The 26,360-nt window shown below is 70.8% G+C and carries 20 protein-coding genes and 3 pseudogenes; 12 read left to right on the top strand and 11 right to left on the bottom strand.

Annotation, left to right across the window (positions count from 1 at the left end; genetic code table 11):
* Positions 1–22: 22 nt before the first annotated feature.
* From AB0M87_RS23110 to AB0M87_RS23095, 4 genes are all read right to left on the bottom strand, one after another.
* Positions 23–1,087 (bottom strand): aminotransferase class V-fold PLP-dependent enzyme, encoded by a 1,065-nt coding sequence (locus AB0M87_RS23110; RefSeq protein ID WP_365855820.1) that lies wholly within the window; start codon positions 1,085–1,087, stop codon positions 23–25.
* Positions 1,088–1,156: 69 nt separating this feature from the next.
* Complete coding sequence (locus tag AB0M87_RS23105) at positions 1,157–1,675, bottom strand: GNAT family N-acetyltransferase (protein ID WP_365855818.1); 519 nt, start codon at positions 1,673–1,675, stop codon at positions 1,157–1,159.
* 79 nt (positions 1,676–1,754) lie between these two features.
* Positions 1,755–2,366, bottom strand: coding sequence for a DUF1349 domain-containing protein (locus AB0M87_RS23100; RefSeq protein ID WP_365855816.1), 612 nt, complete (start codon positions 2,364–2,366; stop codon positions 1,755–1,757).
* The gene (locus AB0M87_RS23095) at positions 2,363–3,889 is read right to left on the bottom strand and encodes an aldehyde dehydrogenase (NADP(+)) (protein WP_365855814.1); all 1,527 of its coding nucleotides are present in this window, start codon (positions 3,887–3,889) and stop codon (positions 2,363–2,365) included. The genes AB0M87_RS23100 and AB0M87_RS23095 overlap by 4 nt, the downstream gene beginning before the upstream one ends.
* 130 nt (positions 3,890–4,019) lie before the next feature.
* Here AB0M87_RS23095 and AB0M87_RS23090 point away from each other — a divergent pair, with 130 nt between their 5' ends.
* The 8 genes from AB0M87_RS23090 (at position 4,020) to AB0M87_RS23055 (ending at position 11,251) form a co-directional block, all read left to right on the top strand.
* Positions 4,020–4,793, top strand: coding sequence for an IclR family transcriptional regulator (locus AB0M87_RS23090; protein WP_365855812.1), 774 nt, complete (start codon positions 4,020–4,022; stop codon positions 4,791–4,793).
* 3 nt (positions 4,794–4,796) lie between these two features.
* Entirely contained in the window at positions 4,797–5,267 is a 471-nt protein-coding gene (locus AB0M87_RS23085; RefSeq protein ID WP_365855954.1) for a GNAT family N-acetyltransferase, read from the top strand.
* Positions 5,268–5,347: 80 nt separating this feature from the next.
* Positions 5,348–6,331, top strand: coding sequence for a hypothetical protein (locus tag AB0M87_RS23080; RefSeq protein ID WP_365855810.1), 984 nt, complete (start codon positions 5,348–5,350; stop codon positions 6,329–6,331).
* Complete coding sequence (locus tag AB0M87_RS23075) at positions 6,328–7,557, top strand: histidine kinase (RefSeq protein ID WP_365855808.1); 1,230 nt, start codon at positions 6,328–6,330, stop codon at positions 7,555–7,557. The genes AB0M87_RS23080 and AB0M87_RS23075 overlap by 4 nt, the downstream gene beginning before the upstream one ends.
* Complete coding sequence (locus tag AB0M87_RS23070; RefSeq protein WP_365855952.1) at positions 7,557–8,204, top strand: response regulator transcription factor; 648 nt, start codon at positions 7,557–7,559, stop codon at positions 8,202–8,204. The genes AB0M87_RS23075 and AB0M87_RS23070 overlap by 1 nt, the downstream gene beginning before the upstream one ends.
* 190 nt (positions 8,205–8,394) lie before the next feature.
* A complete protein-coding gene (locus AB0M87_RS23065) occupies positions 8,395–9,843 on the top strand; it encodes a penicillin-binding transpeptidase domain-containing protein (RefSeq protein ID WP_365855806.1) in 1,449 nt (482 codons plus the stop codon).
* A gap of 134 nt (positions 9,844–9,977) precedes the next feature.
* Positions 9,978–10,538 carry a SigE family RNA polymerase sigma factor gene (locus AB0M87_RS23060; RefSeq protein WP_365855804.1) on the top strand — a complete coding sequence of 187 codons (561 nt, stop codon included), beginning with the start codon at positions 9,978–9,980 and terminating at the stop codon, positions 10,536–10,538.
* Complete coding sequence (locus AB0M87_RS23055; RefSeq protein ID WP_365855802.1) at positions 10,538–11,251, top strand: hypothetical protein; 714 nt, start codon at positions 10,538–10,540, stop codon at positions 11,249–11,251. Before AB0M87_RS23060 ends, AB0M87_RS23055 begins: the two co-directional genes overlap by 1 nt.
* Positions 11,252–11,478: 227 nt before the next feature.
* Here the strand turns inward: AB0M87_RS23055 and AB0M87_RS23050 are convergent.
* Positions 11,479–11,835 (bottom strand): annotated as a pseudogene (locus AB0M87_RS23050) (IS200/IS605 family accessory protein TnpB-related protein); the annotation flags it as partial.
* 227 nt (positions 11,836–12,062) lie between these two features.
* Here AB0M87_RS23050 and AB0M87_RS23045 point away from each other — a divergent pair.
* From AB0M87_RS23045 to AB0M87_RS23030, 4 genes and pseudogenes are all read left to right on the top strand, one after another.
* A pseudogene (locus AB0M87_RS23045) lies at positions 12,063–12,179 on the top strand (pectate lyase); the annotation flags it as partial.
* Between the two features lie 189 nt (positions 12,180–12,368).
* Positions 12,369–15,302, top strand: a complete 2,934-nt coding sequence (locus AB0M87_RS23040; RefSeq protein ID WP_365855800.1) for a beta-galactosidase — start codon at positions 12,369–12,371, stop codon at positions 15,300–15,302.
* Positions 15,303–15,340: 38 nt separating this feature from the next.
* A complete protein-coding gene (locus AB0M87_RS23035; RefSeq protein WP_365855798.1) occupies positions 15,341–18,727 on the top strand; it encodes a family 43 glycosylhydrolase in 3,387 nt (1,128 codons plus the stop codon).
* Positions 18,728–18,773: 46 nt separating this feature from the next.
* Positions 18,774–19,574 carry a GNAT family N-acetyltransferase gene (locus AB0M87_RS23030; RefSeq protein WP_365855796.1) on the top strand — a complete coding sequence of 267 codons (801 nt, stop codon included), beginning with the start codon at positions 18,774–18,776 and terminating at the stop codon, positions 19,572–19,574.
* On the opposite strand, the gene AB0M87_RS23025 is transcribed toward AB0M87_RS23030, so the two are convergent.
* The 6 genes and pseudogenes from AB0M87_RS23025 to AB0M87_RS23000 all read right to left on the bottom strand — a co-directional run bounded on the left by AB0M87_RS23025 (position 19,567) and on the right by AB0M87_RS23000 (position 26,355).
* Positions 19,567–20,265: a rhamnogalacturonan acetylesterase gene (locus tag AB0M87_RS23025; protein ID WP_365855950.1), complete on the bottom strand. Its 699-nt coding sequence runs from the start codon at positions 20,263–20,265 to the stop codon at positions 19,567–19,569. The genes AB0M87_RS23030 and AB0M87_RS23025 overlap by 8 nt on opposite strands.
* A gap of 75 nt (positions 20,266–20,340) precedes the next feature.
* A pseudogene (locus AB0M87_RS23020) lies at positions 20,341–21,405 on the bottom strand (pectinesterase family protein); the annotation flags it as partial.
* Between the two features lie 91 nt (positions 21,406–21,496).
* Positions 21,497–22,786: a pectate lyase gene (locus AB0M87_RS23015; RefSeq protein WP_365855794.1), complete on the bottom strand. Its 1,290-nt coding sequence runs from the start codon at positions 22,784–22,786 to the stop codon at positions 21,497–21,499.
* Between the two features lie 148 nt (positions 22,787–22,934).
* A complete protein-coding gene (locus tag AB0M87_RS23010) occupies positions 22,935–24,281 on the bottom strand; it encodes a sugar ABC transporter substrate-binding protein (RefSeq protein ID WP_365855792.1) in 1,347 nt (448 codons plus the stop codon).
* A gap of 50 nt (positions 24,282–24,331) precedes the next feature.
* Positions 24,332–25,195, bottom strand: a complete 864-nt coding sequence (locus AB0M87_RS23005; RefSeq protein ID WP_365855790.1) for a PmoA family protein — start codon at positions 25,193–25,195, stop codon at positions 24,332–24,334.
* A complete protein-coding gene (locus AB0M87_RS23000; RefSeq protein ID WP_365855788.1) occupies positions 25,192–26,355 on the bottom strand; it encodes a Gfo/Idh/MocA family oxidoreductase in 1,164 nt (387 codons plus the stop codon). The genes AB0M87_RS23005 and AB0M87_RS23000 overlap by 4 nt, the downstream gene beginning before the upstream one ends.
* Between the last annotated feature and the right edge of the window lie 5 nt (positions 26,356–26,360).

Here is a 26,360-nt window from a genome sequence, read left to right as displayed (position 1 = left end):
CCCCTCCCGCGTAGGCGCGCGTTCAGCCGGCGAGCACGTCCAGCAGCTTGTCGACCTCCGTGGTCGAGTTGTACAGGTGGAAGGCGGCCCGCAGGTTGCCGGCGCGGTCGGAGAGTTCGATGCCGGCCCGGCCGAGCTCACCCTGCCGGTGACCCAGCCCGGGCACCGAGACGATCGCAGACCCGGGGGCAGGCATGGCCTGCTGCCCGATCCGTTCGAGTCCGGCGCGGAAACGGTCGGCCAGCGCGACATTGTGACGCTGGATGTTTCCGGGGCCGATGTCCTCGATCAGAGCCAGTGAATGCCGGGCTCCGGCGTACGAGAACAGGCTCGGGCTCTCGTCGAACCGCCGCGCCGAATGGGCGAGTTCGGCCACCGGGCCGTAGCAGCTGTCCCAGGGTTTCTCGCCCGCGACCCAGCCGGCGAAAACCGGGGTCAGGCCGCCCAGGTCCTCCGGGACCACCAGGAAGGCGACGCCGCGCGGACAGGTGAGCCACTTGAAGGCGACGGCCACCGTGAAGTCGTCCTGACTCGCGGTGAGCGGCAGCCAGCCTGCCGACTGCGAGGCGTCCACCAGCGTGCGGGCGCCGTGGGCGCGGGCGGCGGCCCGGATCGCGGCGAGGTCGGCCGGCCGGCCGTCGGCCGACTGCACGGCGCTGACCGCGACGAGCGCGGTGTCCGGACGGATCGCGTCCGCCAGGGCCTCCAGCGGCACGGACCGCACATCGAGGTCGCCGCGCACCACGAAGGGGTTCACCACCGAGCTGAAATCGCCGTCGGCGACCAGGACTTCGGCCCCGGCGGGCAGCGAGGTGGCGATCAGCCCGGTGTACACGGCGACCGACGCCCCGGCCGCCACCCGGGAGGCCGGAACGCCGGCGAGCCGGGCGAACGAGGCCCTGGACGCCTCCACATCGGCGAACATGTCGGTGGGCCTGCCGACCGAAGCGGCGGTGATCGCCTGCTGCATCGCCGTCACGGTGCGGGCCGGGAGCAGACCGGTGCTCGCGGTGTTCAGATAGGTCGTTCCCGGCGCGTATTCGGTGCCGCCCAGGGCCTCCGCCAAGATCTCCACGTTGCTCTCCATGGTGACCACTCTGCCGCCCGGCGATCCCCTCGTCCATCGGGCGAAACGGTCCGGACGCGGACATCGCCGTCAGTCGGGCCGACCGGGTGATTCCCCTGCGGGCGGCACCTCCCGCCACATCGGCAGATGGGCGCTGTCCGGTGCGCGCACCACATCCCGGGCCGGCTGCCAGCCGTGGGCGGCGTAGAACCGCTGGGCCCGCAGATTGTGCTCGTACACCTCGAGACGCGCGCGGCGGACGCCGGACCGCCGCCAGGCTTCGACGACCGCGGTGTGCAGGGCGCTGCCGATGCCACGGCTCCAGCGGGCCGGATCGACGTGGAACTGGGTGAGGGTCATGTCGCCGGTGACGTCGCCCTCGATGACTCGGAACGCCGCCACCCCCGCCACGTCGCCCTCGTGTTCCGCGCAGAGCACCCCGCCGTCGTCCCGGGCGATCGACCGGACCCAGCCCGCCCGCACGTGCGCGAGCACCTCGGCGCTCGCGTATTCCGCCACCGGGATCCGCCCCTCGTAGTACGTGGCGCGGGCGGCGGTATGGAGCGTGGCGATGGTGGTGATGTCGCTGGGCACTGCTGCACGGACCATGACTCCACTGATCATGGTTACCGAGACGCGACGGACAGGGGCTCCGGTTGCAGGGCGCCCGCGCACCGCTCACGGCCGTTCAGCTGCCGTCCCGCATCCCCTTCGGCGCGTACCCCCGGAACACCACCGAGTCGAAGGACACCGCGCACCCGTCCGCCTCCGGACACTGCGCCAGGAATCCGATCTGCGCCCCGGCCGCCCCCGCCGCGTCGCCCAGGGCGAACACCCGGACGAACGTCCAGCGTTCGCCGTCCGGGGACGCGTGGAAGGCGAAGGCCTTGCCCGTACGGCTGATGCGCAGCCAGACGCTGTCGCCCTCGACCACCGAGGAGTTGACGTCGTCGGAGTGGTCGCGCGTGACGACCGAGCAGATCGTGGGCGTGTCCGGGGAGAGCTCCAGGCAGAGCTTGGCCCACTCGTGGTCGCCGACGTGCAGATAGAGCGCGCCGGCATCCCCCGCGCCGACGAAACCCACCGACACCCGGGCAATCAGCTGGAAGTCCCCTGCGGGTGGTGCGCCGACCAGCCGCGGCGCGTCCGACGCAGGTTCCCGCGCGTCGCCCGCCGGGGGGACGAACCGGTCCTGGCGCGGGCCGGTACGGACCGAGAGCACCCCCGCGTCGTACGACCAGGGGGCCGGCGGTCCGTACGGGCGCAGCGGGAACGGCAGCTCGGGAAGGAGGTGGGTCACTCGGGCAGGCCGTTGATACGGCGCGGCACACCCAGCGGGTTGGCCTCGCGCAGCTCCGGCGGGAGCAGCGCGTCGGGGGTCGTCTGGTAGGCGACCGGGCGCAGCCAGCGCTCGATCGCGGTGCCGCCGACCGAGGTCGAGGTCGACGTGGTGGCCGGGTAGGGGCCGCCGTGCTGCTGGGCGGGGGCGACGGCGACGCCGGTCGGCCAGCCGTTGACCAGGACGCGGCCTGCGAGCGGGGTGAGCTCGGCGATGAGTGCGGCGGCCTCGCCCTCGCCGGCGGCCTCGGCGCTGGACACGTGCAGTGTCGCGGTCAGGTTGCCCGGCAGCCGTCCGAGGACGGCGGCGATCTCGTCGGCCGATTCATAGCGGGCCACCACGGTCACCGGGCCGAAGCACTCCTCGAGGAGCAGGTCGTGCTCACCGTCCGCGGCCAGGAGCGCCGCGGAAACGGTGAGGAAGCCCGCGCTCACGGTGTGCTCACCGCCGGCGCCCGGGGTGACCGGGGCGTCGACTCCGGGGAGGGCGGCCCGGTCGCGGACGCCGGCCAGGAAGTTGTCGCGCATCCGGTGGTCCAGCAGGACCCCGGCCTCGCTGTCGCTGACGGCGGCGGTGAGTGACTTGACGAGGGTGTCGCCCGCCGCGCCCGCCGGGGCCAGTACGAAGCCGGGCTTGGTGCAGAACTGCCCGACGCCCATGGTCATGGAGCCGCCGAGACCGGCGCCGATCTGCTCGCCGCGTTCTGCGGCGGCGGCCTCGGTCACCACGACCGGGTTGAGCGAACCGAGTTCACCGTGGAAGGGGATCGGCGTCGGCCTGGCGGCTGCGGCGTCGAAGAGGGCGCGTCCGCCGCGCACCGACCCGGTGAAGCCCGCGGCGGCGATCAACGGGTGCTTGACCAGGGCGACGCCCGCCTCGAAGCCGTGCACCACGGAGATCACATCGGCCGGCAGCCCGACCTGCTCGGCGGCCCGGCGCAGCACCGAGGCGCACAGTTCTGAGGTGGCGGGATGGTCGGGGTGCGCCTTGACCACGACCGGGCAGCCGGCCGCGAGCGCGCTCGCGGTGTCGCCGCCCGGGACGGAGAAGGCCAGCGGGAAGTTGCTCGCCGCGTAGACCGCGACGACGCCCAGCGGCACCTTGTAGCGGCGCAGATCGGGACGGGGCGGGATGGCCGCGGCGTCCGGGTGGTCGATGCGGACGTCCAGGAAGGAGCCCTCCTCGACGACATCGGCGAAGGCCCGGAACTGCGCGGTGGTGCGGGCGAGTTCACCGGTGAGCCGACCGGGGCCGAGCGCCGTTTCGGCGTCTGCGGCCTCGATGACGTGCGGGCCGGCCTCGTCGAGCAGGTCGGCGGCGGCCCGCAGCAGGGCCGCGCGTACCGTTCGGCCGGCCAGCGTGTCACGCACGGCGTGGGCGGCGCGGACCGTCTGGTCCACCTCCGCGGCTGTGGCTTCCACCGCAACCTCTTCGCGCTGCTTCCCGGTTCGGGGGTCGACACTCCAGACTGGTGCTGCTGCCACCACGAACGTCCTTCCAGATCTACTGCCGCACATCAGGGTTGTTCGGTATTCTGAACGCAGTTCCTGATGATGAATTTCCTCTGGAACTCTAATAACGCGCGTTCAGCATTGACAAGAGGGGCAGGGTCGAATGTCGACTGCCGAGACAGCAGGTGGGGCGCAGGTCAAGTCCGCGGTCCGGACGGTGGAGCTGCTGGAGTACTTCGCCGGGCGGCCCGGGATGCACTCGCTGGCAGCGGTCCAGGAGGCGGTCGGTTACCCGAAGTCCAGCCTCTACATGCTGCTGCGCACCCTGGTGGAGCTGGGCTGGGTGGAGACCGATGCCACCGGCACCCGGTACGGCATCGGGGTCCGCGCCCTGCTGGTCGGCACGTCGTACATCGACGGCGACGAGGTGGTGGCCGCCGCCCGCGCCACGCTGGACCGGCTCTCCGACGACACCACGGAGACCATCCACCTGGCCCGTCTCGACGGCACCAACGTGGTCTACCTCGCCACCCGGCAGTCGCAGCACTATCTGCGCCCCTTCACCCGGGTGGGCCGCCGGCTGCCCGCCCACTCCACGTCGCTGGGCAAGGCGCTGCTCGCCACCCACAGCGACGAGCAGGTGCGCAAGATGCTGCCGGAGACCATGGCGCAGCTGACCGAGCACACCATCACGGACCGCGAGAGGCTCATCGAGGAGCTGCACCAGATCCGCGAGCAGGGATACGCGGTCGACCGCGAGGAGAACACCCTGGGCCTGCGCTGCTTCGGCGTCGCGATCCCGTACCGCACGCCGGCCCGCGACGCGATCAGCTGCTCGGTGCCGGTGGCCAGGCTCACCCCGGGCCATGAGCAGATGGTCAAGGACGCCCTCTTCGACGCGCGGGACCGGCTCACCCTCGCCACCCGGCGGCTCTGAATGATGCACATCAGCCTGCGGGAGGTCGAGGACGCGGATCTGCCGGTCTTCTTCGGGCACATGAGCGACCCCGAGTCGAACCGGATCGCCGCCTTCACCTGTGCGGACCCCACCGACCGGGATTACTTCGACGCGCACTGGCGACGGATCCGCGCCTCCGACGCGGTGATCAGGACCGTGCTCGCGGACGGCGCCGTGGCAGGCCACGCGTCGGTCTACGGGCCGCCCGACGAGCGTGAGGTGACCTACTTCATCGACCGCGCGCTGTGGGGCAGGGGCGTGGCGACCGCCGCCCTGCGTGCGCTGCTCGACACGGTGCCGACCCGGCCGCTGTACGCCAGGGCGGCCGCCGACAACAAGGGATCGATCCGCGTCCTGGAGAAGTGCGGCTTCACGATCACCGGTCACGACCGGGGCTTCGCACACGCCCGCGGCGCGGAGATCGACGAGGTCATGCTCCTGCTGGCAGGCTGAGACCGTCTCCGCCGTACGGGGGAGACGGATCGTCGTCGCGCATGAGGCGCCCGTCGGGGCGGTCCTGGAGCGTGGGTGTCATGACATCGACGCTGCTCACCCCTCCCCCCGTTTCTGCGGCGAGCTCCCGGTCCCGTGCCGTGCTGCGGACTGTCGCCATGGTGTCCTGCCTGCCGTATCTGGCCATCAAGACCGCATGGATCGCGGGCAGCCATGTCGGTATGCCCGAGGACAGCACACTGCTCGACCACCGGGGTGCGATGATCGCGGCCAACAGTGCGTCCCTGCTGCTGGACAGTTGCGTCATCGTCCTCGCGTTGTTGCTGACCCAGGACTGGGGGCGCCGGGTCCCGGCCTGGCTGCTCGCTCTGCCGATGTGGGTCGCGACCGGGCTGCTCGCCCCCGTCATGACCGGCTATCCGCTCCAGTTGCTGGTCCATGCCGTCAACGGGCCGGCCGCCCCTGCCGCGTCACCTGAGCCGTTCCTCGACGAGTGGGTCTTCGGCGTCGTCTACACCGGCTTCATCCTCCAGGGTCTCGCTCTGGGTTCCCTCTTCGTCCTGTACGCCGGTGACCGTTGGGGGCAACTGTGGCGCGGCCGGATGCGTGAGCTGCCGGTCAGGACGGTCACCGGTTCCGTGCAGCGAGTAGCTGCCACGGCCGCCGCGCTGTTCGCTCTGCTTCCGGGGGTCATGCATCTGCTGTGGGCATGCGGTGTGCGGGCCGGGCTCAGCTCCGCCCGGGTCGCGGACCGTTCGGCCGACTACTACGCACTCGAAGCGGTGTACGCCTTCTTCGCCGCGGTCACCGTCGCCGGAGTGCTGATGCTCGCCTTCCGCCGTGGCAGCCGAGTGCCGGTGAAGGTACCGCTGGCGCTGGCCTGGGTGGGCTCCGGCGCGATGGCCTGCTGGGGCGGCTGGATACTGGCCGCATCGCTGCCCGGCTCCAGTGATCCCGGCAAGCTGCCCACCCAGCTGATGTCGCTCACCTACGCTGTGCAGATGATCGTCGGGATGTTGGTCGTCGTGGTCGGTGCCTGCTTCCTGGCGGAACGCGACACGTGAACCCACTGTTCGGCAGCCGGGCGCGGCTGCGCTGGACCCACCTCATCCTGGGCGGCGCGCTGCTGATGCCCTATTTCATGCTCGGCACCGTGGCCGTCGGCGTTTTCGCGCAGCATCAGGACGTCTTCGCCTCTCTCCCCCTGCAACTCGTCACCTTCGCCTGCGCACTGCCGATCGGGGCCTTGAGCGCCCTTTTCGTACCGGCCAGGCCGCTCTCGGTGTTCGCGGTACACGCCCTGTGCGGGGTGGACTCCGCGCTGCTGGCCGACAGACCGGCCCGGTCGTGGGCCGCCCGGGTCCGGACATCGGGCTGGTTCACTCTGCACATCGGGCTCGGGGGCGTCGTCAGCGCGCTGACCCTGGCGACGCCGCCGCTGGCCGGCGTACTGCTGGTGCTGCCGTTCTGCCCTCCACTCCGCAATTCCCGGTTCGCGTTGCCGGAGGTGTTCGGCGGCTGGGCCGTGCTGCTCGCCCCGTTCGCGGGGGTCGCGCTGCTGCTCGTCCTGGCCTGCTGCGCGGCGGGCGCGGCGGAACTGCTGGCCCGCGCGGCACCCGCCCTGCTGGGGCCGACACCGGCGGACCGGCTGGCCGCCGCCGAACGGCGGGCGGCGGATCTGGCGGTGCGCAACCGGGTTGCCAGGGAGCTGCACGATTCGGTGGGCCATGCGCTCAGCGCCGTCACCCTCCAGGCGAGCGCCGCGCGCCGGGTGCTGGACTCGGACCTGGAATTCGTACGGGAGGCGCTGACCGCGATCGAGGAGACGACGCGCCGTACGGTGGGCGAACTGGATTCGGTGCTCGGCCTGTTGCGGCAGGGCGAGGAAGGCGCGAGCACACCGACGGGTCCGGGCCTGGAAGCGCTCGCCGGTCTGCTGGCGCACTGTGGCGTACGGGTCGCCTGCACCACGGCGGGCGACCCGGAGCAGGCACCCGCACCGGTCTCCCGCGAGGCCTACCGCATCGTGCAGGAGGGACTGAGCAACGCCTTGCGGTATGGCGGGGCCGCCCCCGTCGCACTGCGGGTCGTGCGCAGCCGGGAAGACCTGGAGATCACTATGGAGAATCCGTTGCCGGGCCCTCGGCCGCCGGTCCCGCCGGGAGGCGGCCGTGGGCTGCGCGGCATGGCCGAGCGGGCCGCGCTGCTCGGCGGTCACGCGTCGGCCGGGCCGGCGGGCGGGGTGTGGCGGCTCACCGCCCTGCTGCCGCTGCAGGGGGACGGTCGGTGATCCGGGTGGTTCTCGCCGACGACGAGCGGATGGTCCGGACGGCCCTGCGCGTGATCATCGAGGCGGAGGCCGACCTGACTGTGGTGGGCGAGGCGACGACCGGCGCCGAGGCGGTCTCGGTGGTCCGGGAGCTGTGTCCCGACGTCGTACTCATGGATGTCCGGATGCCGGAGATCGACGGTATCCGGGCCACCGAGCGCATTCTCGCCACCCTGCCGGTACCCCCGCGCATCGTGGTCGTCACGACCTTCGAGAACGACTCCTACGTCTACGAAGCGCTGCGCGCGGGCGCCTCCGGTTTTCTGCTCAAACGCGCGGCGGCCGACGAATTGATCCAGGCGGTGCGACTGGTGGCACGCAGTGACTCCCTGCTGTTTCCGGCGGCCGTACGTGCACTGGCCGCCCAACACGGGCGCCGGGAGGCAGTGGTCTCCCCACCCTGGGCGGCACGGCTGACCGACCGCGAGTCCGCCGTGCTGCGGCTGATGGCGACCGGGCTCACCAACGCGGAGATCGCGGCACGTCTCGGGGTCGGCCCCGCGACGGTCAAGACGCACGTGGCCGCCGTACTCGCGAAGACCGCCACGCGGGACCGGACCCAGGCAGTGATCGCGGCGTACGAGTCCGGCTTCGTCAGTCCCGCGTAGTGCGAGGCCGGCACGAGAATCCGGCACGCGAGGCCCGGCACGAGAATCCGGGCACGCGAGGCCCGGCACGCGAGGCCCGGCACGCGAGGCCCGGCACGAGAGACCGGGCACGCGAGGTCCGGCATGAGAGATTGCTGAGAAAACCGGCAATCCGGAACACCGCCGGTGGCCCGCTCGTCGTCAGTACGGGATGAACAAGACAATCAGGCGCGCCTCGGCCTTCTGCCTGCTGCTGGTTCTCGCCCTGCTGGGCCGGGCGACCTACGTGCAGTTCTACGACGGCCGTGCGCTCGCGGACAACGAGCACAACCGGCGGACCACCATCGCTCAGTACGCGCATCCGCTCGGGAACATCATCGTGGCCGGTTCGGCGGTCACCGGATCGGAGAGGACGGACAGCGGCGATCTCGCCTACAAGCGCACCTACACCAACGGTGATCTCTACTCGGCCGTCACCGGTTACAGCTCCCAGGTGTACGGCGCCACCCAGCTCGAAGGCATCTACAGCGACATCCTGGACGGGACGAACCCGGAGCTGAAGAACCCGATCGACGCCGTCACCGGCAAGCAGACCTCTCCCGGCAACGTTCTGACGACCATCGACCCGGATGTCCAGAAGGCCGCATACCAGGCTCTCGGGGACAAGAAGGGCGCGGCCGTCGCGATCGATCCGGCCAGCGGGAAGATCCTCGGCGTGGTCTCGACGCCGTCCTACGACCCTTCGAAGATCAGCGGGACGACGGACGGGGCTGCCTGGAAGCAGCTGACCGAGGACAAGGACCAGCCGATGGTGAACCGTGCGCTGCGGCAGGCCCTGCCGCCCGGTTCGACGTTCAAGCTGGTGGTCGCGTCGGCTGCGCTGGAGGACGGTCTCTACTCGTCGGTCGACACCCCCACGGACAGCCCCAATCCGTACCCGCTGCCCGGCAGCAGCACGGTCCTCAGGAACGAGAACGCCTCGGCGCCCTGCAAGAACGCGAACATCCGCACGGCGCTGGAGTACTCCTGCAACAACGTCTTCGGGAAGATGGCCGTCGATCTCGGTCAGGACAAGGTCAAGGCGATGGCCGAGAAGTTCGGCTTCAACGCCTCGAAGCTGGATGTGCCGGTGCGGGCCGCGGAGAGCGTGTATCCCTCCACCGACTACACGTCGCAGACGGCACTGACCGGTATCGGCCAGTTCGACGTGACCGCCACCCCGCTGCAGATGGCCATGGTGTCGGCCGCCCTGGCCAACGACGGCGTCCTGGTCGGTCCGCATATGGTTTCCAAGGTCACGGACGCGGACGGCGACACCCTCAAGTCGTTCGCGAACCCGTCATCGACCCGGGTGGTCTCCTCCTCCACGGCGCGGCAGATCCGCAGCGCCATGCGGACGGTGGTCGATCAGGGCACCGGCACGAACGCCAGGATCAGCGGCGTCGAGGTCGGCGGAAAGACGGGTACGGCGCAGCACGGCGAGAACAACAGCAAGACGCCGTATGCCTGGTTCACGTCGTACGGGAAGGACTCCGCCACCGGCAAGCAGGTGGCCGTCGCCGTGATGGTCGAGGACTCCGGAGCCGAGCGCTCGGAGGTGAGCGGCAACGGCCTGGCGGCGCCGATCGCACGGAAGATGATGGCGGCGGCCCTGAAATAGCGGACACCGGAGCGGTACGCGCGGGGTCCCGGCAGCGGTGCGCGCTGGTACGCTCTCGCCCCGCGCTCCAGCCGGGCCCCGCCCGGCGGGGAGCCCATACGCCGGCACAGCATCCGTACACAGGGGGAGCGCCCGTGGTCCCGGTCGACGACGACGCCGCTGCCGAGTTCCATGGCTTCTTCGAGGCGCATTACGCCGAACTCGCCCGCCTCGCCCATGTGCTGACGGGTGAGGCGGACGCCGCCGACGACCTCGCCGCTGACGCTCTGCTGGCGCTCTGGCACCACTGGGGCCGGGTGCGGGCGGCCGAGCATCCAGCCGCGTACGCCCGTGGGGTCGTCGCGAACCTGGCGCGGTCCCGGATCCGCAGCGCCGTTCGTGAACGACGGCGTATCGCGCTCTTCTGGTCGTACCGGGGCGAACCGGCCGAAGATCCGGACATACCCGCGGTCGTCGACGTGCAGGACGCGTTGCGCCGGCTGCCCTTCCGTAAGCGGGCCTGCGTCGTGCTGCGGCATGCCTTCGATCTGTCCGAGCGGGACACCGCCCGGGCGCTCGGCATCTCGGTCGGTACGGTGAAGAGCCAGACGTCGAAGGGGATCGCGGAGCTGAGCCGGCTCCTCGGTGACGCGGAGGACACGCCCGCCCGGGTCCACGCGACGGTGGCCGCCGGACGTACCGGAGGAAGGAACTGATGGGCGACGCGGACGTACGGGACCAGCTGCGGGAGGCGGCTCGGGCCCACCGGCCGGACCGGGAGCGGATCATGGCCCGGGTCGAGCGGGGCATGGCCGCCCCCGGTGACGTACGGCGCGGGCGCCACCCGGTGGTAGCGCCCTGGATGCGGATCGCCGGGGCGACGGCCGCGGTCGCCGGCGTCTTCGTGCTCGCCGGGTACGCCGTCGCCTCCGCCGTCCAGGACGACCGGGCGGAGCAGACCGTGGCGACGCGCTCGACGCCCCCTGCCGCGTCCTCGAGCGGGGCGTCTTCCAGCGGGGCGTCTTCGAGCGGGGCCCCGCAGCCGTCGTCCGCCGGGCTCCGGGCCAGGGGGACGATCGACGCCGGCTCCAACGCCTACTGGGCGCAGAGCGATGTCGCGTTCGCCAACGACCGTGCGCTGTCCGTGCTCACCGTGGAGCTGCGTGTCGCCCGGACCGGCGGTGTCACCGACACCGGCAACTGGCGTGACCTGCCTGCTGAGGACTTCGCCGTCTCGGTGCGCGCGGAGGGCCGCTTCCTCGTCTATCGCTGGACCCTGAAGGCCGGGCGCACGGCGCGGGCCGGCCGGCATGTCTTCGCCGCCCAGTACAACCACGCGGAAGGCGCCCGGGACCCGAAGGGCGACTCGTACACGGTCCGGGGCGTGGCATCGGGGCGGCAGATCGAGGCGCACGGAGGCTTCGCCTGACCGACCTGCGGCGGAGAATCCGGCAGGAGGCGGCAACCCATTCCGCCGCGTTGGCGACTTCGGGGCGCAAGCTCTCGACCTCACCCCCCAAGGAGCCCACGGAATGGGACACATGAGCCAACGAGCCGAACTCCGCACGGGCCGCAGGCGCCGCCCGATGCGGCGGCGCGCCGTCGCCGACTGACGGCAGCGGTCGGGATGACCGCAGTCGCGATCGTCACCAGTTCCAGCGTCCGCACCCCCGCCTCAAGACACTGGATGTGCGCGAGCTGGCAGCGACGGGACAACGCCCACTGATCATGAGTCGCTTTCGTGATACTGCCCGCCCACCGCGACGACGACACAGCCGTCAACCCCTGCTTACGAACCGCCCACCGCTTCGCGTCATGACCGGTGCCGTCCGCGCACCGCACCGCCAGATCACCCGATGCCAGACGCCCCAGGTGCGCGCCGACCAGCCGCAACACCTCCTCATCCACCGGCGTGAGGCCCTTGAGCCGATCACGTATCGCCACCCCGGACGGCCCGGAGGCAACGAACGGCGCATCGATCACCCGCAGTTGCCGTTCCGTATCCCGCCCCACCGCTCGCCTCCCTCCCGATCAACACTCCGGACCAACACGCCGAACCTACCGGCCACCACTGACACTGACCCGGCCCTCCCGCCTACGCACTCCCCCACCACGACCAAGGAAGCACTCCTACGCCCTCACACACACTCCTGACCACTCAACCGGCAACAGTTCCCAACCCCCGCCAGCGCGGCCCCCTCTCCGTGGCCGACGAACCACGGCTCCAAGCCCGTCACGGCATCAAGCCGTGCGGCCGGTGGACGGGCAACAGTTCGGGCGACGAGCCGGTGGAGACCGGTTCGGGACCGGACGGCACGTACTGCCGTTACTCGGCCTCGGACCTGACGTACCAGTAGGCCCCCCTCGCTCCCGCGTGACGCGGCGGCGCCGGCTCTTCCGGGCGGCGCCGCACTCGCACGTCCGGAGAGCCGTGCCCGAACCGTTGACCGGGGTGCGGTACGGGGTTAGCGTGTCGCGGAATTCCGAACAGCGTTCGATATATCGCACGGCTGATTTCTCATCACTCTCCTAGCGAGGAGGCTCCCTTGGAGCTGACCAGACGCTCCTTCACCGCGATGACCGGCGGCGCCGCGCTGACGCTCGCGCTGGCCCCCGGAGCCGCTCAGGCCGCAGCCGCGGCGGAGCCCGCCGCCGCCGACGGTGCGCCGCACACGGTCGCCTTCGACAAGTACTCCATGGTGATCGACGGCCGCCGGGTGGTCCTCTGGTCCGGCGAGATCCATCCGTACCGCCTGCCCAGTCCGTCGCTCTGGCGCGATGTGCTGCAGAAGCTGCGGGCCAACGGGTACAACGCCATCAGCATCTACGTGGCCTGGAACTACCACTCGTCCGCGCCCGGTACCTACGACTTCACCGGCGTCCGCGATCTCGGCCTCTTCCTGCGCATGGCCGCCGAAGCCGGCCTGTACGTCATCCTGCGCCCCGGCCCGTACATCAACGCCGAGGTCGACGGCGGTGGCTTCCCCGGCTGGCTCACCACCACGGCCGGCACGGCACGGACCGCCGACCCCACCTACCTCGGCCACGTCGACGAGTGGCTGACCGCAGTCGACGCGATAGCGCGGGGGCATCTCTACACCAACGGGCAGGGCACGGTCGTCCTCTACCAACTGGAGAACGAGTACGCCGCGCACATCTCGGACGCCTCCGGCCGCGACTACCTGGCGCACCTGTACGCCAAGGTGCGCGCCGACGGCATCGACGTGCCGCTCTTCCACAACGACAAGGGCCGCAACGGCTACTGGGTTCCCGGTTCCTTCCCCACCGGCGACGAGAGCGGCCGCTACCTCTACGCCTTCGACGGCTACCCCTCGCCTTCGGGCAACCCGCCGGACTGGGGCTACTTCGGTTCGGGCGGCGCGAAGGGCGGCTCCACGGCCAGCCCGCAGACCCCGGGGTTCGTGGCCGAGTTCGGTGGCGGCTGGTTCGACCCGTGGGGCGGCGCCGAGTTCGGCGGGAAGGGGTACGAGGAGTCGCGGCGCACCCGGGACGCCGCCTACGAACGGCGCTTCTACCTCACCAATCTGGCCAATGGCATCAAGATCCACAACGTCTACATGACCTTCGGCGGGACGTCCTGGGGCTGGCTGCCCGCGCCGGTCGTCTACACCTCGTACGACTACGGCGCGGCCATCGACGAAGCGCGCAACGCCACCTCCAAGCTGACGCCGATGCACCAGCTGGGCGAACTGGTGCAGTCCGTGCCGGACTTCGCCATGCTGGACCGGGCTCAGGACGTCGCGGCGAGCGACCCACGGGTGAGGGTCTACCACCTGGCCAACCCGGAGACGGGGGCCCATTTCTACGTCCTGCGCAACGACACAACGGCCGCGGTGGACTGCACGCTCCCACTGGCCACCCCGGCCGGTGAGTTCACCGCCCCGGTGACAGTGGGGGCCCGTGACGCCACCCTGCTGGCGACCGGCATCCGGCTGGGCCGGCGCACGCTGCTGCACACCACGGCGCAGCCGATGCTGCAGCTGACCGTCGGCCGCCAGGACATCGCGGTCCTGACCGGGCGCACCGGGTATCCGGTCGAAGCGGCGATCGCCTGCGCGGAGAAGCCACGCGTCACGGTGCTCGACGGCGACGCGACGACGGCGTACGAGAACGGCGCCCTGACCGTGCGGGCCGGACTGTCCGGTCTGACGCGGGTGTTGATCGAGGGAGGCGGGAGCCAGACGCCGCTGCTGTTGCTGCTCGCCGACGACGAGGCCTCGTCCCGGCTGTGGCGGCACTCCACGCCGTCGGGGCCGGTGCTCGTGCGAGGCCCCGCGCTGTCGCGCACCGCCTCGCTGCACGGCGCCACCATCCGGCTGACCGGCGACACCATCGAGGACTGCGAGGTCGAGATCTGGGCGCCGCGCGGCATCCGCCAGGCGGCCTGGAACGACCGCCACCTCCCCCTGCGGTCGACCCGTTCGGGCAGTCTGATCTCCCGGACGGATCTCCCCGGCGTCCCGCAGGTCCCGCTGCCCGAGCTGACCGGCTGGCGGCACGCCCCGGAGAATCCCGAATCGGCGGCGGACTTCGACGACTCGGACTGGACGCAGGCCACCCGGACCACCTCGCACAGCACCACTCCGGTCCCCGCGGGACAGCCGGTCCTCTTCGCCGACGACTACGGCTTCCACTACGGCGACGTCTGGTACCGCGGCCGTTTCGACGACGCGACGGCGGCCAACACCGTCTCGCTCTCCTACTCGGCGGGCACCCAGGGTCTGCTGATGGCCTGGCTGGACGGTGAACCGCTGGGCACCCACCGGCTTCCGGTACCCGCCAAGGCCCAGGACACCCAGGGCACCTGGACGGCGACGGCCGCCTTCGCCGTACCGGAAGCCCTGCGCACCGCGGCCCCGCACACCCTCTCGGTGCTGGTCCGGCGGATGGCACACGAGGAGGACGGCGGCGCCCGCGACAGCCACAAGGCGGCGCGCGGCCTGACCGCCGCCGTCGTGCCGGGGGCGCCGGTCACCTGGCGCATCAAGGGCGCGACGGGCACCGAGGACCGGGTGCGCGGCCCGCTCAACGCCGGTGGCCTGTACGGCGAGCGCACCGGCTGGCATCTGCCGGGCTTCGACGACCACGCCTGGGCATCCGGCTCGGCGCCGGGCCGGCGGCAGGGCGTGAGCTGGCAGCGGACCACCTTCGCGCTGCGCGTCGACGAGCAGGTGGACGCTTCGATCGGGCTCCACCTGGACGACGACGCCTCGCGCGCCTACCGGGTGCAGATCTTCCTGAACGGCTGGAATCTCGGCCAGTACATCAACGATGTGGGGCCGCAGCACACCTTCGTACTGCCGAACGGCCTGCTGCGCACCCGGGGCCGCAACACGCTGGCACTCGCGGTGCTGTCCGACGGCACCACCGAGGCGGGACCGGCCGAGGTCTCGCTGAAACTGCTGGGCAGCGCCGCCGGCGGGGTCCGCGTGGATCCGGTCAGCTCCCCCGGCCTCTGACCGCTCCCGATTCCCACCTCCGGAAGGACGCCCACCCGATGCACGTCCGCACCCCCAGACGAGCCCTGCCACCCCTTCTCTTCCTGCTCGCCCTGATCGTCGGCCTGCTCGCAGCCCCCGCACAGGCGGCCCCGGCGGCCGCCGATGTCACCAGCGGGCTGCTGCTGAGGTACGCCCTCGACGAGCCGTCGGGCACGGTCGCCACCGACTCCTCCGGCCACGGCCACGACGGCGCCGTGCACGGCACAGCCGGCTGGAGCGCCGACCAGGGCCTCGCCTTCAACGGCAGCGACACCTACGTACAGATGCCGGACAACCTGCTGTCCGGCCTCGACGCGGTGACCGTGTCGCTCGACGTGAAGATCGCCACCGGCCAGGCCACCCCGTACTTCCTCTACGGTCTCGGCAACACCACCGGAGGAAACGGCGACGGCTACCTCTTCACCACCGGTGACCAGTACCGCACGTCCATCGCGTCCGGGAACTGGTCCACCGAGCAGACGGTGCGCCGGTCGTCCTCGTACAACCTGCCGCGAGAGGTCTGGAAGCACCTGGACTACACGCTGAGCGGCGGCACCGGCGTGCTCTACGAGGACGGGGTCGAGGTCGCCCGCAACACCGCCGTCACCCTCACCCCCGGCTCGCTGGGCGGCGGCGCCACCACCGCCGACTACCTCGGCCGGTCGCTCTACTCGTCCGACAAGTACTTCGAGGGCAACATGCGGGACTTCCGTATCTACGACCGGGCGCTCAGCGCCGACGAGACCGCGGTCCTCGCGTCCCCGGTCAACACGGAGGCCGTCACCGCGGACCGTGCGGCGCTGTCGCTCGGTGACACCTCCGCCGTGACCGGGAACATCGACCTGCCCGGCAGCGGCGGCAACGGTTCGTCCGTCAGCTGGCAGAGCAGCGACCCCGGTGTGGTCTCCGCCGCCGGCCAGGTCACCCGCCCCGCGCTCGGCCAACCGGACGGGCGCGTCACCCTCACCGCCACGCTCTCCCGAGGGGCGGTGTCACAGACGAAGAGCTTCACCGTGACCGTGCCCGCCCAGTACGACGACGCCCGCGCCACCACGCTGGCTGCCGCCGCGCTCACCCTGTCGGGCATCAACGATGTGCGCGGGAACATCACGCTGCCCGACACGGCGGCCAACTCGACGTCCGTCAGCTGGCGTTCCGACGATTCCAGGACCATCGACCCGACCGGAGTGGTCCACCGCCCCCGGCACGGCGCCGGCGCCCGTAAGGTGCAGCTGACCGCGACCGTCACCCGCGGCGGCGCGAGCGCCACCCGGGCCTTCACCGCCACCGTGACCGAGCTGCCGAAGAAGCAGAAGTACACCGGCTACGCCTTCAGTTACTTCACCGGTGAGGGCACGGCGGACGGCGAGCAGATCCGCACCGCCCTCAGCCGCGGCAACGACGCCCTGCACTGGCGGGAACTCAACGGCGGCAAGCCGACGCTCACTTCGGACCTCGGCACCAAGGGGCTGCGCGACCCGTTCATCATCCGCTCCCCCGAGGGTGACAAGTTCTACCAGATAGCCACCGACCTGCGGATGTACGGCAACGGGGACTGGGACGCCGCCCAGCGCACCGGCAGCAGGTCGATCATGGTGTGGGAGTCCACCGACCTGGTCCACTGGACCGACCAGCGCCTGGTGAAGGTCGCACCCGACACGGCGGGCAACACCTGGGCACCGGAGGCGTACTACGACTCGTCCCTGGGTTCCTATGTCGTCTTCTGGGCGTCCAAGGTGTACGCCGACGACGATCCGCAGCACACCGGCTCCACGTACAACAAGATGCTGTATGCGACCACCAGGGACTTCCGCACCTTCTCCGCGCCCAAGGTGTGGTCGGACCCCGGCCATTCGGTGATCGACTCGACGGTGATCCAGCACAACGGGACGTACTACCGCTACACCAAGGACGAGCGGGACTCGGCCTCGTCGTCCCCCTGCGGCAAGTTCATCACGGCCGAGAAGTCGAAGGAGCTGCGCTCCACCTCCTACTCGTTCGTCGCCGACTGCATCGGCAAGGGCACGATCAACCAGGGTGAGGGCCCCACCATCTTCAAGTCGAACACCGAGAAGAAGTGGTACCTGTTCATCGACGAGTTCGGCGGACGCGGTTACGTGCCGTTCGAAACCACCGACCTGGACTCCGGCAAGTGGACACCGTCGGAGAACTACGAGCTGCCGGCCAGCCCCCGGCACGGCACCGTGCTGCCGGTGACCGGGGCCGAATACCAGCGGCTGCTGAGCGCCTACGCCCCGAAAGCGTCCATTTCCGACGCCACCGCGCCCGCTCTGAAGGCGTACGCGATGGTCGACGACACGGCGGGCAAGGTGGTGCTGCCGCTCAAGCCGAACGCCCCGCTGTCCGCTCTGGCCCCCGAGTTCAGCCTCGCCGAAGGCGCCCGGATCAGCCCGGCCTCCGGCACCCGGCGCGACTTCCGGACACCGCAGACGTACACCGTCACCGCTGCCGACGGGACCCGGCGGACCTGGACGGTGGAAGCGCTGCACATGCGCAGCCCACTGCTGCCGGGGCTGAACGCCGACCCGGACATCGCCTACCTCGACGGGAAGTACTGGATCTATCCCACCAGTGACGGCTACGCGGGCTGGAGCGGCACCCGGTTCAAGGCGTACTCGTCGACGGATCTGGTGCACTGGAAGGATCACGGGGTGGTGCTCGATCTGGGCCCCGATGTGAGCTGGGCGGACAGCAGGGCCTGGGCTCCCACCATCGCGGAACGCGACGGAAAGTACTACTTCTACTTCTGCGCGGACGCTCAGATCGGTGTCGCGGTCGCCGACAGTCCGGCCGGCCCTTTCAAGGACGCACTGGGCAAGCCGCTGATCGCCAACGGCCAGTACAGCGGACAGATGATCGACCCCGCGGTCTTCACCGACGACGACGGGCAGTCGTATCTCTACTGGGGCAACGGCCATGCGTACGGGGTGCCGCTGGCCGACGACATGACGTCCTTCGACCCCGCGAAGGTGAAGACCTTCACGCCGAGCGGATTCAACGAGGGCTCGTTCGTCATCAAGCGGGGAAGCACCTACTACTTCTCCTGGTCCGAGGACGACACCCGCAGCGAGAACTACCACGTGGCGTACGCCACCGGCCCCTCGCCGCTCGGCCCGTGGACCAAGAAGGGGACGATTCTCGCCAAGCGCCCGGCGTACGGGATCCTGGGCACCGGCCACCACTCGACCATCCAGGTGCCGGGTACGGACGACTGGTACATCGCCTATCACCGCTTCGCGATCTCCGGTCCCGGCAAGGCGGGTGGTGACGGAACGCACCGGGAAACGACGCTGGACCGCCTGGAGTTCGCCGCGGACGGCACGATCAAGCCGGTGGTGCCGACGCTCGAATCCATCGAGCCGCTCCGGGGTCGCGCCGGCTGACCAAATCCGGTGGCGCGACGCTTTGCCGTTCTGTTGGAGTGGCCGGATGGATCATCAAGCGGTACTTGCCGTCTTCGACCAACAGATGCGGCGGGACGCGCCACCGGACGGGCCCGGGGCCCGGGTCGAGCGCAGTGGCGATGTCGTGCGGCAGACCGGGGCGGACGGCGCCGCCTGGAACGGCGTCGTCTGGTCGGACCTGGGCCCGGGCACCGCGGACGCGGCGATCGCCGAGCAGGTACGTCACTTCTCTGCCCTGCGCCGCGAGTTCGAATGGAAGCTGTACGCGCACGACCGCCCCGCCGACCTCGCCGGCCGGCTCCGGGCAGCCGGCTTCACACCCGAACCGCCGGAGACCCTGATGGTCGCCGAGGTCGCGGATCTGCCGACCGAGGTCGAGCTGCCCGAGGGCGTCCGGTTGCTCCCGGTGACCGATGTGGCCGGAGTGGATCTGATGACGAGCGCCCATGAGGAGGCGTTCGGCACCGACGGCTCGAGGATCCGGCACCAGGTCCTGGCCCGGCTGACGCAGGACCCCGATTCGATGGCCGCGGTCGTCGCGATGGCCGGCGAGGTGCCGGTGTGCGCGGCCCGGACGGAATTCCACCCCGCATCGGACTTCGCCAGTCTGTGGGGTGGCGGGACAGCCCCGGCCTGGCGTGGCCGGGGCATCTATCGCGCGCTGGTCGCTCATCGGGCCCGTATCGCGGCCGAACGCGGCTGCCGCTGGCTGCAGGTCGACGCCTCCGACGACAGCCGCCCGGTCCTGCAGCGCCTCGGCTTCACCGCCCTCACCACCACGACACCTCATGTGTACGGCCCGCCGCACACTCCGCTGATCAGGTGAGGACCGGCAGCTCCGGCGGCCAGACGATCGCCGAGTCGGGAATCCCGCGGTTCAGTTCCCGCCATGCCCCCGACGGCAGCATCCGCCCGGCGTGCAGCGCCTCGGCCACCAGCCGGGCGACCTCGATGGCACCGTGGGCCTGGAAGTGGGTGTTGTCGGCCACCCCGTCCGGGTAGTGGGGGCTTTCGCCGGGAGCGAGGTGCAGGAAACAGCCGGTGGTGCCGTCCGGACCGAGCCGGTCCCACAGCGCGAGGCTCAGGGATTGCAGGTCCACGGACGGAATCCCCTCCCGCTCGGCCAGATCGAGCATGGCCGCCGGATAGACGCCGTGGGAGGGCTTGGCATGGCCCGCGGCGTCGAACCTGCGCCGCTCCACCGGGGTGACCAGCACCGGGTGGGCGCCGCGCTGCCGGGCGCCGTCCAGGAACGTACGGAGATACGCCTGGTAGGTGGTGTACGGATCGGTGCCCCGGGCGGGATCGTCGGTCTTCTCGTCGTTGTGGCCGAAGGAGATCAGCAGCCAGTCGCCGGGGCGGATGTCGCGGAGCACGGCGTCCAGCAGGCCGGCGTCCGCGTAGCTCCTGGTGCTCGCGCCGGACAGCGCCCGGTCGACGACCGTGGTCCGCCGGCCGGCGAAGACCGGCAGCGCCTGCGCCCAGCCGGTGCGGGGCGCGGTGTCGGCCGCGTACACGGACGCCGTGGAGTCGCCGGTGACGAAGACCCGGAGCGTACGTCTCGCCACCGGGCCGGAGGTACGGGGCACGGTGTACGGGGCCCAGCTGCCGAGGTATGTCGCGGGGGTGTGCGCCTCGGCACCGGAGTCCGTCAACTGGGGGCGGTTCGCCGGGACGGTGATCTCGGCGCCCGGCCCGAAGTTGGCGTACTCGGTGAACCGCTGGTCCTGCCAGGGGTACTGGTCCTTCATATTGGTGTACGGCTCGGCCGCCCGGATGCCCGGCCCCATCCAGGTGTCCCGGACCGTGAGCATCGGGTACGCCGTGGGGTCGGACGACGGCACCCAGGGGCGGGCCAGGCAGTACTCCGCCGGGCCGGCCGCCGAGGTGATCCGGCAGCGGGTGGCGAGAAACCCGCGGGGGTTGGACCGGACCGTGGAGGGTGCGAACACCCTGCCCTTGGGGGTGAAGGTGACGTCCCGGTCCAGGGTGTGGAACTCGGTCGATTCGAAGACCGCCGTGGCCCGCCCGAAGACGAAGTCGACGTCGCCCTCCACGTAGCAGTCGCGGTAGTACTGCCGGGCGAAGGTTCCCACGTTCACGGTGTCCGCCAGCAGGGTGTCCTGGTGGCCGAGGAACCGGCAGTGGTCGAAGAACGTCCGGTCACCGCAGGCGCGGACGGCGACGGCCTGGGTACCGGTGGTGCCGGGGTGGTCGGCGCGCAGCCAGTCGTTGGCGAGGGTGAGGTCGCGTACGGTCAGGCCGGGCGCCATGGAGGTGAAGGTGGCCGAGCCCGAAGTGCCGTGGGTTTCCGCCGCGTTGTCGTACACGATGACCACATCGCCCGGGATGCCGGTAGCGCCGCGCAGGGTGAGGTCGACGGCGGTGGCCGGAACGGTCACCGTCTCCCGATAGGTGCCGGCGGCGACCACGATCGTCCAGCCGGGACCCGGGACGGCGTCGACCGCGTCCTGGACCGTGCTGTGGACGGTGGGGTGGGCGCCCGCGTGATGGCCGCTGCCCTGCGGGGCGACGTACAGGGTTTTCGTGGGTGCGCCGGTGGCGGCGGAGGCGCGCGGGGCGAGGCCCGCCGCGGCGGTCACCAGGGCTCCGACCAGGACGGAACGGCGTGCGATGTGCGGGGGCTTCGTGGGCATGCTGGTAGTGCCTCCGTTGCGGCTGGGGATGGTTCAGGGAACAGAGGGTGCGGCCGGGGCTGTTCGCCCCGGCCGCCGAGCGGGTGTGAACTCAGTGGATCTTTCCGGCTCCGGCGCCGCGGTCCACCAGGTGCGGGACGGCGCGGGGGTTGTCGACGCGGGTGCGCAGGGTGGGGGTCCAGCCCGCGCCGGAGGTGAGGTGCTCCGCGGGGATTCCGGCGTTGTGGACCGCGATGAGGTCGGTCCGCCGGCCGTTGACGTAGTTGTCGTCGGCGGTGAGGGGCGCCTCGCTCCACTTCTTGAGGATGGTCGCCGGGTCGAAGCCGGGCGCCAGGGTGATGGCGTTGTGCTCGGCGACCAGCTGGGAGTTCTTGCCCACGCCGAACGTGTACGCGTATTCCTGGCCGGGGGTGATCACGAAGTGGTTGTTGTACGAGTCGACCTGGCCGAAGCGGACCCGCGGGGCGCGCTCGGTGATGCTCCGGAAGAGGTTGTGGTGCAGGGTGACCTTGATCTTGCCGGCGTCGGTGGCGGTCGCGCTGTCGCTGTTGCCGAAGAGCAGGGTCTTGTCGTGGTCGGTGAAGGCGTTCCAGGACGCGGTGACGTAGTTGGCGCCCTTGACGACGTCCAGTTCACCGTCGTGCTGCTGGTAGATCCGGCCGAAGTAGTACGGCTGCGCGCTGTCGGGGCGGCGGCCGTCGGTGAAGGTGTTGTGGTCGAGCCAGACGTGGGTGGCTCCGTAGACGACCAGGTTGTCGTATTCGGAGTTCCAGTTCCCGGTGTCCCCGTCCGTCGGGTCCCACTGCGGGAAGCAGTCGAAGGCGTCCTCGAAGGTGAGGTTGCGGACGATGACGTTGTCCACGTTCTCGATCTGCAGGTCGCCGGAGAGGATCCTGGCGTGCGGGCCGAGGCCGATCACGGTGGTGTTGGCGGGCACCTTGACCTCGACCCTGGCTGCCTGGTTGGCGGCTGACGCGTCCCGCAGGTCCTCCTGCGGGCCGCTGGGCACCTGGTCACGGCCCCAGACGGCGGGGTCGTAGTCGGCGAGGTACTGCTCGAGGCGGTAGCCGGGGGCCGCGTAGTCGTCGCAGGAGAGGCCAGCGCCCGTGTCGTCGGTGTTGAAGTCGAGGGTGCCCCTGACCTTGATGATCTTGGGGGCGTCCCCGGCGTCCTTGAAGGCGGCAACCAGTTCGGCGCGGCTGGAGACGGTGTAGATGTGGTCGGCCGTCGCGGCCGATCCGCCGGTCGTGCCGGCGCCGGCCGAACCCCAGCCGTCGTGGGCTGCCAGCACGGCACGTGCCGGGTCGTGATGCGGTGCGGCCGATGCGGCGGGCCCGGTGATGCCGAGCACCAGCGCGGCGCATCCCACGACGATTCTCATGACGCGGCCATGACATGCCTGACCACGACGTCTCGGTGAAAGCATCGTTACTCCTGAAGGGGTGGATGTCCGGCGGCGGCACCGTCCCGGCTGCCGCCGCCGCTTGTGGGCGTGCTGTGGGCGTACTGCTGGGGGCGAATCGCGAAAATCAGCTCTTCGTCCGCTGCTTCCAGTCCGCCTGAGCCGCGTTCAGCTCATCGGCGATCTTGTCGAGAAAGGCCTTCGCGGTGATCTTGCCGAGCAACAGCTTCTGGAACTCCGGCTCGTTGTCGGACTTGGAAATGGTGTTCCAGTCGGGCAGGTAGTACGGCAGCTGCACGATCGTGGTGTCGGCACCGTTCAGCGCTTCGGCGGCCAGCTTGGTGGGCTCCGCCTTCTGGACCCAGGCCGCCTTGGCGGCCTCGGTGTTCGCCGGAACCTGGCCCGCGGACTCGTTGAACTTGGAGTTCTCCTCGGCCGAGACGGCGAACTCGATGAACTTCCAGGCAGCCGCCTTGTTCTTGCTCGCCTTGAACAGGCTCAGCCCGTCGACCGGGTTCGAGACCTGCACACGCTTGCCGTCGTCCATGGTCGGATTCGGGATGCCGCGGAACTTGTCCGCACCCAGCGCCTTCAGGTGGTCCTGGTAGGAGCCGAGGTTGTGACTCAGCATGCCGATGGAGCCGCTGTCCCACTGGGCGACCATCTTGGTGAAGTCGTTGTTGAGGTCGGCGGACGGCGTGTCCTTCTTGTACAGGGCGACGTACTTCGCCAGAGCGGCCACGTTCTTCGGATCGTTGACCGTGGTCTTGTCGCCGCTCCAGAAGGAGCTGATGCCGGTCTGCCCGTACACCGCGTCCAGGGCCGGCGCGATGGACCCCGTACCGCCCCGGATGGTGAAGCCGAACTTGTTCTTGCCGCTGTCGGTGAGCTTGTCGGCCGCGGTGTAGAACTTCGACCAGGTGGTCGGTGCGTCCAGGCCGGCGCTCTTGAAGAGGTCGGTGCGATACCACAGCGTGCCGTTGTTGACGGACGTCGGCACCTGGTACAGCTTGTCCCCGCCGCCCGCGGCCCGGCTGCTGTCGAGCAGTTTCTGGCCCAGTCGGCCGTGCAGCGAGCTCTTGTCCAGCCGGCTGTCCAGCGGCTCCAGCGCCCCCTGGACCGCGACTTCGGCGAGCATCGCGGTGCCCACACCTCCGACGTCCGGCAGGCCACCGCCCTGGATGGCGGTGTCGTACTTGGACTGGGCACTCGCTGCGGGTATCCCGACGTAGTTGACCTTGATGTCGGGGTACTTCTTCTCGAAGTCCGCGATGACCTGCTTCCAGATGTCGGTGCGGACACCGCCGTTGTTGTCCCAGAAGGTGATCTCGCCCTTGCCGGAGCCCTCGTTTCCCTTGGCTCCCGCGGTGCCGCTGCCGTCGTCACCGCAAGCGGTCGCGGTCAGGGCGAGCACCGCGGCCAGCGTGGCCGCGCCGGACGTTCTGCGCCGGTGGGTGGTGGTGGAGATCTTCATCGTCGGCTCTTCTCTCTCTGGATCCCTGAATCTCTGAAAGGCGCGGTTACTCATGCGGTGGCCACCCTCCGTACGTAGGCGGCGGCCGTGTCCCGGTCGAGTCGACCGTCGGCGACGACGGTGACGATGCGCCGGACGACCACCTCGCCGGCCGCCACCGGCAGCCGTCCCTCCCAGGCGAGGGCCGAGCCGACACCCGGGTACTCCCTGCTCCGTACGAACCACGGGTCACGGCGGGTCTCCTCGGTCGCCCCGGCGAACACCAGCGTCCAGCCGTTGCCCGCGAGCGCCAGCCAGTCCGCTCGCCTCCCGTGGACCGGCTCCTCGCCGTCGGTGTCCTGGGTGAACACGTGGGGCGTCCCGGCCTCCTTGGGCGCGCGCCAGAAGAAGCCGCCGTATCCCGCGCCGGGACGGCCGTTGGTTGCCGGGCTGCCGATCGAGAGGTCCCGGCCGCTGGAGTTGGTGAGCGAGAAGGTGAAGTCCAGCGCCCAGGCGCGGTCGTCGAGCTCGGTCGCGGCGACGGTCCGGTACTCGCTGAGCAGTTCCCCTTGCGCAGTGCGCCAGCTCACGTCCTCGACGAAGCCGTCCGAGTCGCGCAGCTTCCACCCGTCATGACGCTGCGTCCCGTGGTTGGCCAGCTCGGTGGAGCCCCGGCCCCGGACGAAGGTGCGTCCGCCCCAGAAGTTGACCCCGTCGATGTCGGGCACGGCGACCGACACGCCCAGATGGTGCAGATGGTCCTGCGGCATCTCCTCGGTGACCCGGAGCCCCTGCAGGGTGGTGAGCGGGTGGAGGTACGGACGGGGGGAGAGCCGTGTGTCGATCTCGGGCCGGTAGTGGTAACAGCCGACCGGGCGTCCCGCGCAGCGCAGGACCACGGAGGACCGCACGGACGACTGCACGGAGGACGTCATGAGGTGCTCACCTCGGAGGGGAGGGCCCAGGGGGCGCCGAGTTCGGAGAAGAGGCTGAGCGTGTCGGCGCTCGCGGCGACCAGGCCGCCGATGCCCCGCACGATCCGCCGGGAACCGCTCTCACCTGCGGCGCTGCGCCAGGACCCGGCGGGCAGCGGGGCCGGATCCGGGGCGAGGCGGATGGCTTCGACCACCCGCATGAAGGCCCCCGTCTCCTGCGGTGGCGCTAGGAGCGCGGCCCGGCCCGAGAGGTGCTCGACCAGGTTCTCCAGCAGATCCGTGCGGCCATGAACCGACTCGGCCGGCCCGCTGCCCGCGCGCTGCACCAGGACCCGGTCCTGCTTGTACCAGAAGGTGATCCGCCCACGGTCGCCGTGCACCACGAGATACGGTTCGGCCTGCTCTTCCGCGCAGAGCGTCGCCGCCACGGTGACCCGGGTGCCGCGCCCGGTGACGGCGCGTACGCAGGAGGTGTCGTCGGCCTCGATGTCGTGCGCCCGGAACAGCTCGGTCTCGATGGACGACACGTCATCGGCCTGCGAACTGCCGTCCAGGGCGAAGGCGGTCGCGACGGCATGCGCCAGCGGATTCGTCAGCACCCCGTCGACGACGTCCAGGTCACCGAGACGGCGACGGCCCGCCCAGGGAGCCCGCCGGTAGTAGCCCTCGTCGCGTACCCATGCCCCGGCGCCGCCGATGCCCCGTACGGTCCCGATCGAACCGCTGTCGATCAGCTGGCGGATCGCGGGCAGGGCGTGCGAGCCGAGGGACTGGAAGCCGATCTGGCAGGCCGTTCCCGCCGCCCGGACCCCATCGGCCATCCGCTGGAACTCGGCGTAGGACGGCGCGGGCGGTTTCTCCAGGAGGAGGTGCACACCGCGCCGGGCGGCGGCGAGCGCCAGCTCCGTGTGGGTCTGGATGGGCGTGCAGATCACCGCCAGCTCGGCGCCGGTGGAGTCCAGGAGCCCGCCGAAATCGGCGGACTGCGCGGGGGCGCCGAACCCGGCCAGTTCCTCTGCGGTGAGCGGAGCGAGCTCACAGATCCCGGCCAGCCGGAGCAGGCCGGCGGCCTCCAGGCGGCCGATGTTCTCGAGATGTCTGCGTCCGTGGCCGCGCGCGCCCGCCAGGACGACAGGCAGCGGCCGACTGCTCTTCACCATGGACA

The organism is Streptomyces sp. NPDC051320, assembly GCF_040682175.1.
In the GTDB taxonomy this organism is placed as follows: Bacteria; Actinomycetota; Actinomycetes; order Streptomycetales; family Streptomycetaceae; genus Streptomyces.
Note: the sequence above shows the minus strand (reverse complement) of the source record. Positions and strands in the feature narration are given on the sequence as shown.

What these genes read in the sequence shown, in the direction of transcription:
- AB0M87_RS23110 (WP_365855820.1), bottom strand. Translation starts at nt 1,087, where the DNA reads ATGGAGAGCAACGTGGAGATCTTGGCGGAGGCCCTGGGCGGCACCGAA.
- AB0M87_RS23105 (WP_365855818.1), bottom strand. Translation starts at nt 1,675, where the DNA reads ATGGTCCGTGCAGCAGTGCCCAGCGACATCACCACCATCGCCACGCTC.
- AB0M87_RS23090 (WP_365855812.1), top strand. Translation starts at nt 4,020, where the DNA reads ATGTCGACTGCCGAGACAGCAGGTGGGGCGCAGGTCAAGTCCGCGGTC.
- AB0M87_RS23085 (WP_365855954.1), top strand. Translation starts at nt 4,797, where the DNA reads ATGCACATCAGCCTGCGGGAGGTCGAGGACGCGGATCTGCCGGTCTTC.
- AB0M87_RS23080 (WP_365855810.1), top strand. Translation starts at nt 5,348, where the DNA reads ATGACATCGACGCTGCTCACCCCTCCCCCCGTTTCTGCGGCGAGCTCC.
- AB0M87_RS23065 (WP_365855806.1), top strand. Translation starts at nt 8,395, where the DNA reads ATGAACAAGACAATCAGGCGCGCCTCGGCCTTCTGCCTGCTGCTGGTT.
- AB0M87_RS23055 (WP_365855802.1), top strand. Translation starts at nt 10,538, where the DNA reads ATGGGCGACGCGGACGTACGGGACCAGCTGCGGGAGGCGGCTCGGGCC.
- AB0M87_RS23035 (WP_365855798.1), top strand. Translation starts at nt 15,341, where the DNA reads ATGCACGTCCGCACCCCCAGACGAGCCCTGCCACCCCTTCTCTTCCTG.
- AB0M87_RS23030 (WP_365855796.1), top strand. Translation starts at nt 18,774, where the DNA reads ATGGATCATCAAGCGGTACTTGCCGTCTTCGACCAACAGATGCGGCGG.
- AB0M87_RS23015 (WP_365855794.1), bottom strand. Translation starts at nt 22,786, where the DNA reads ATGAGAATCGTCGTGGGATGCGCCGCGCTGGTGCTCGGCATCACCGGG.
- AB0M87_RS23010 (WP_365855792.1), bottom strand. Translation starts at nt 24,281, where the DNA reads ATGAAGATCTCCACCACCACCCACCGGCGCAGAACGTCCGGCGCGGCC.
- AB0M87_RS23005 (WP_365855790.1), bottom strand. Translation starts at nt 25,195, where the DNA reads ATGACGTCCTCCGTGCAGTCGTCCGTGCGGTCCTCCGTGGTCCTGCGC.
- AB0M87_RS23000 (WP_365855788.1), bottom strand. Translation starts at nt 26,355, where the DNA reads ATGGTGAAGAGCAGTCGGCCGCTGCCTGTCGTCCTGGCGGGCGCGCGC.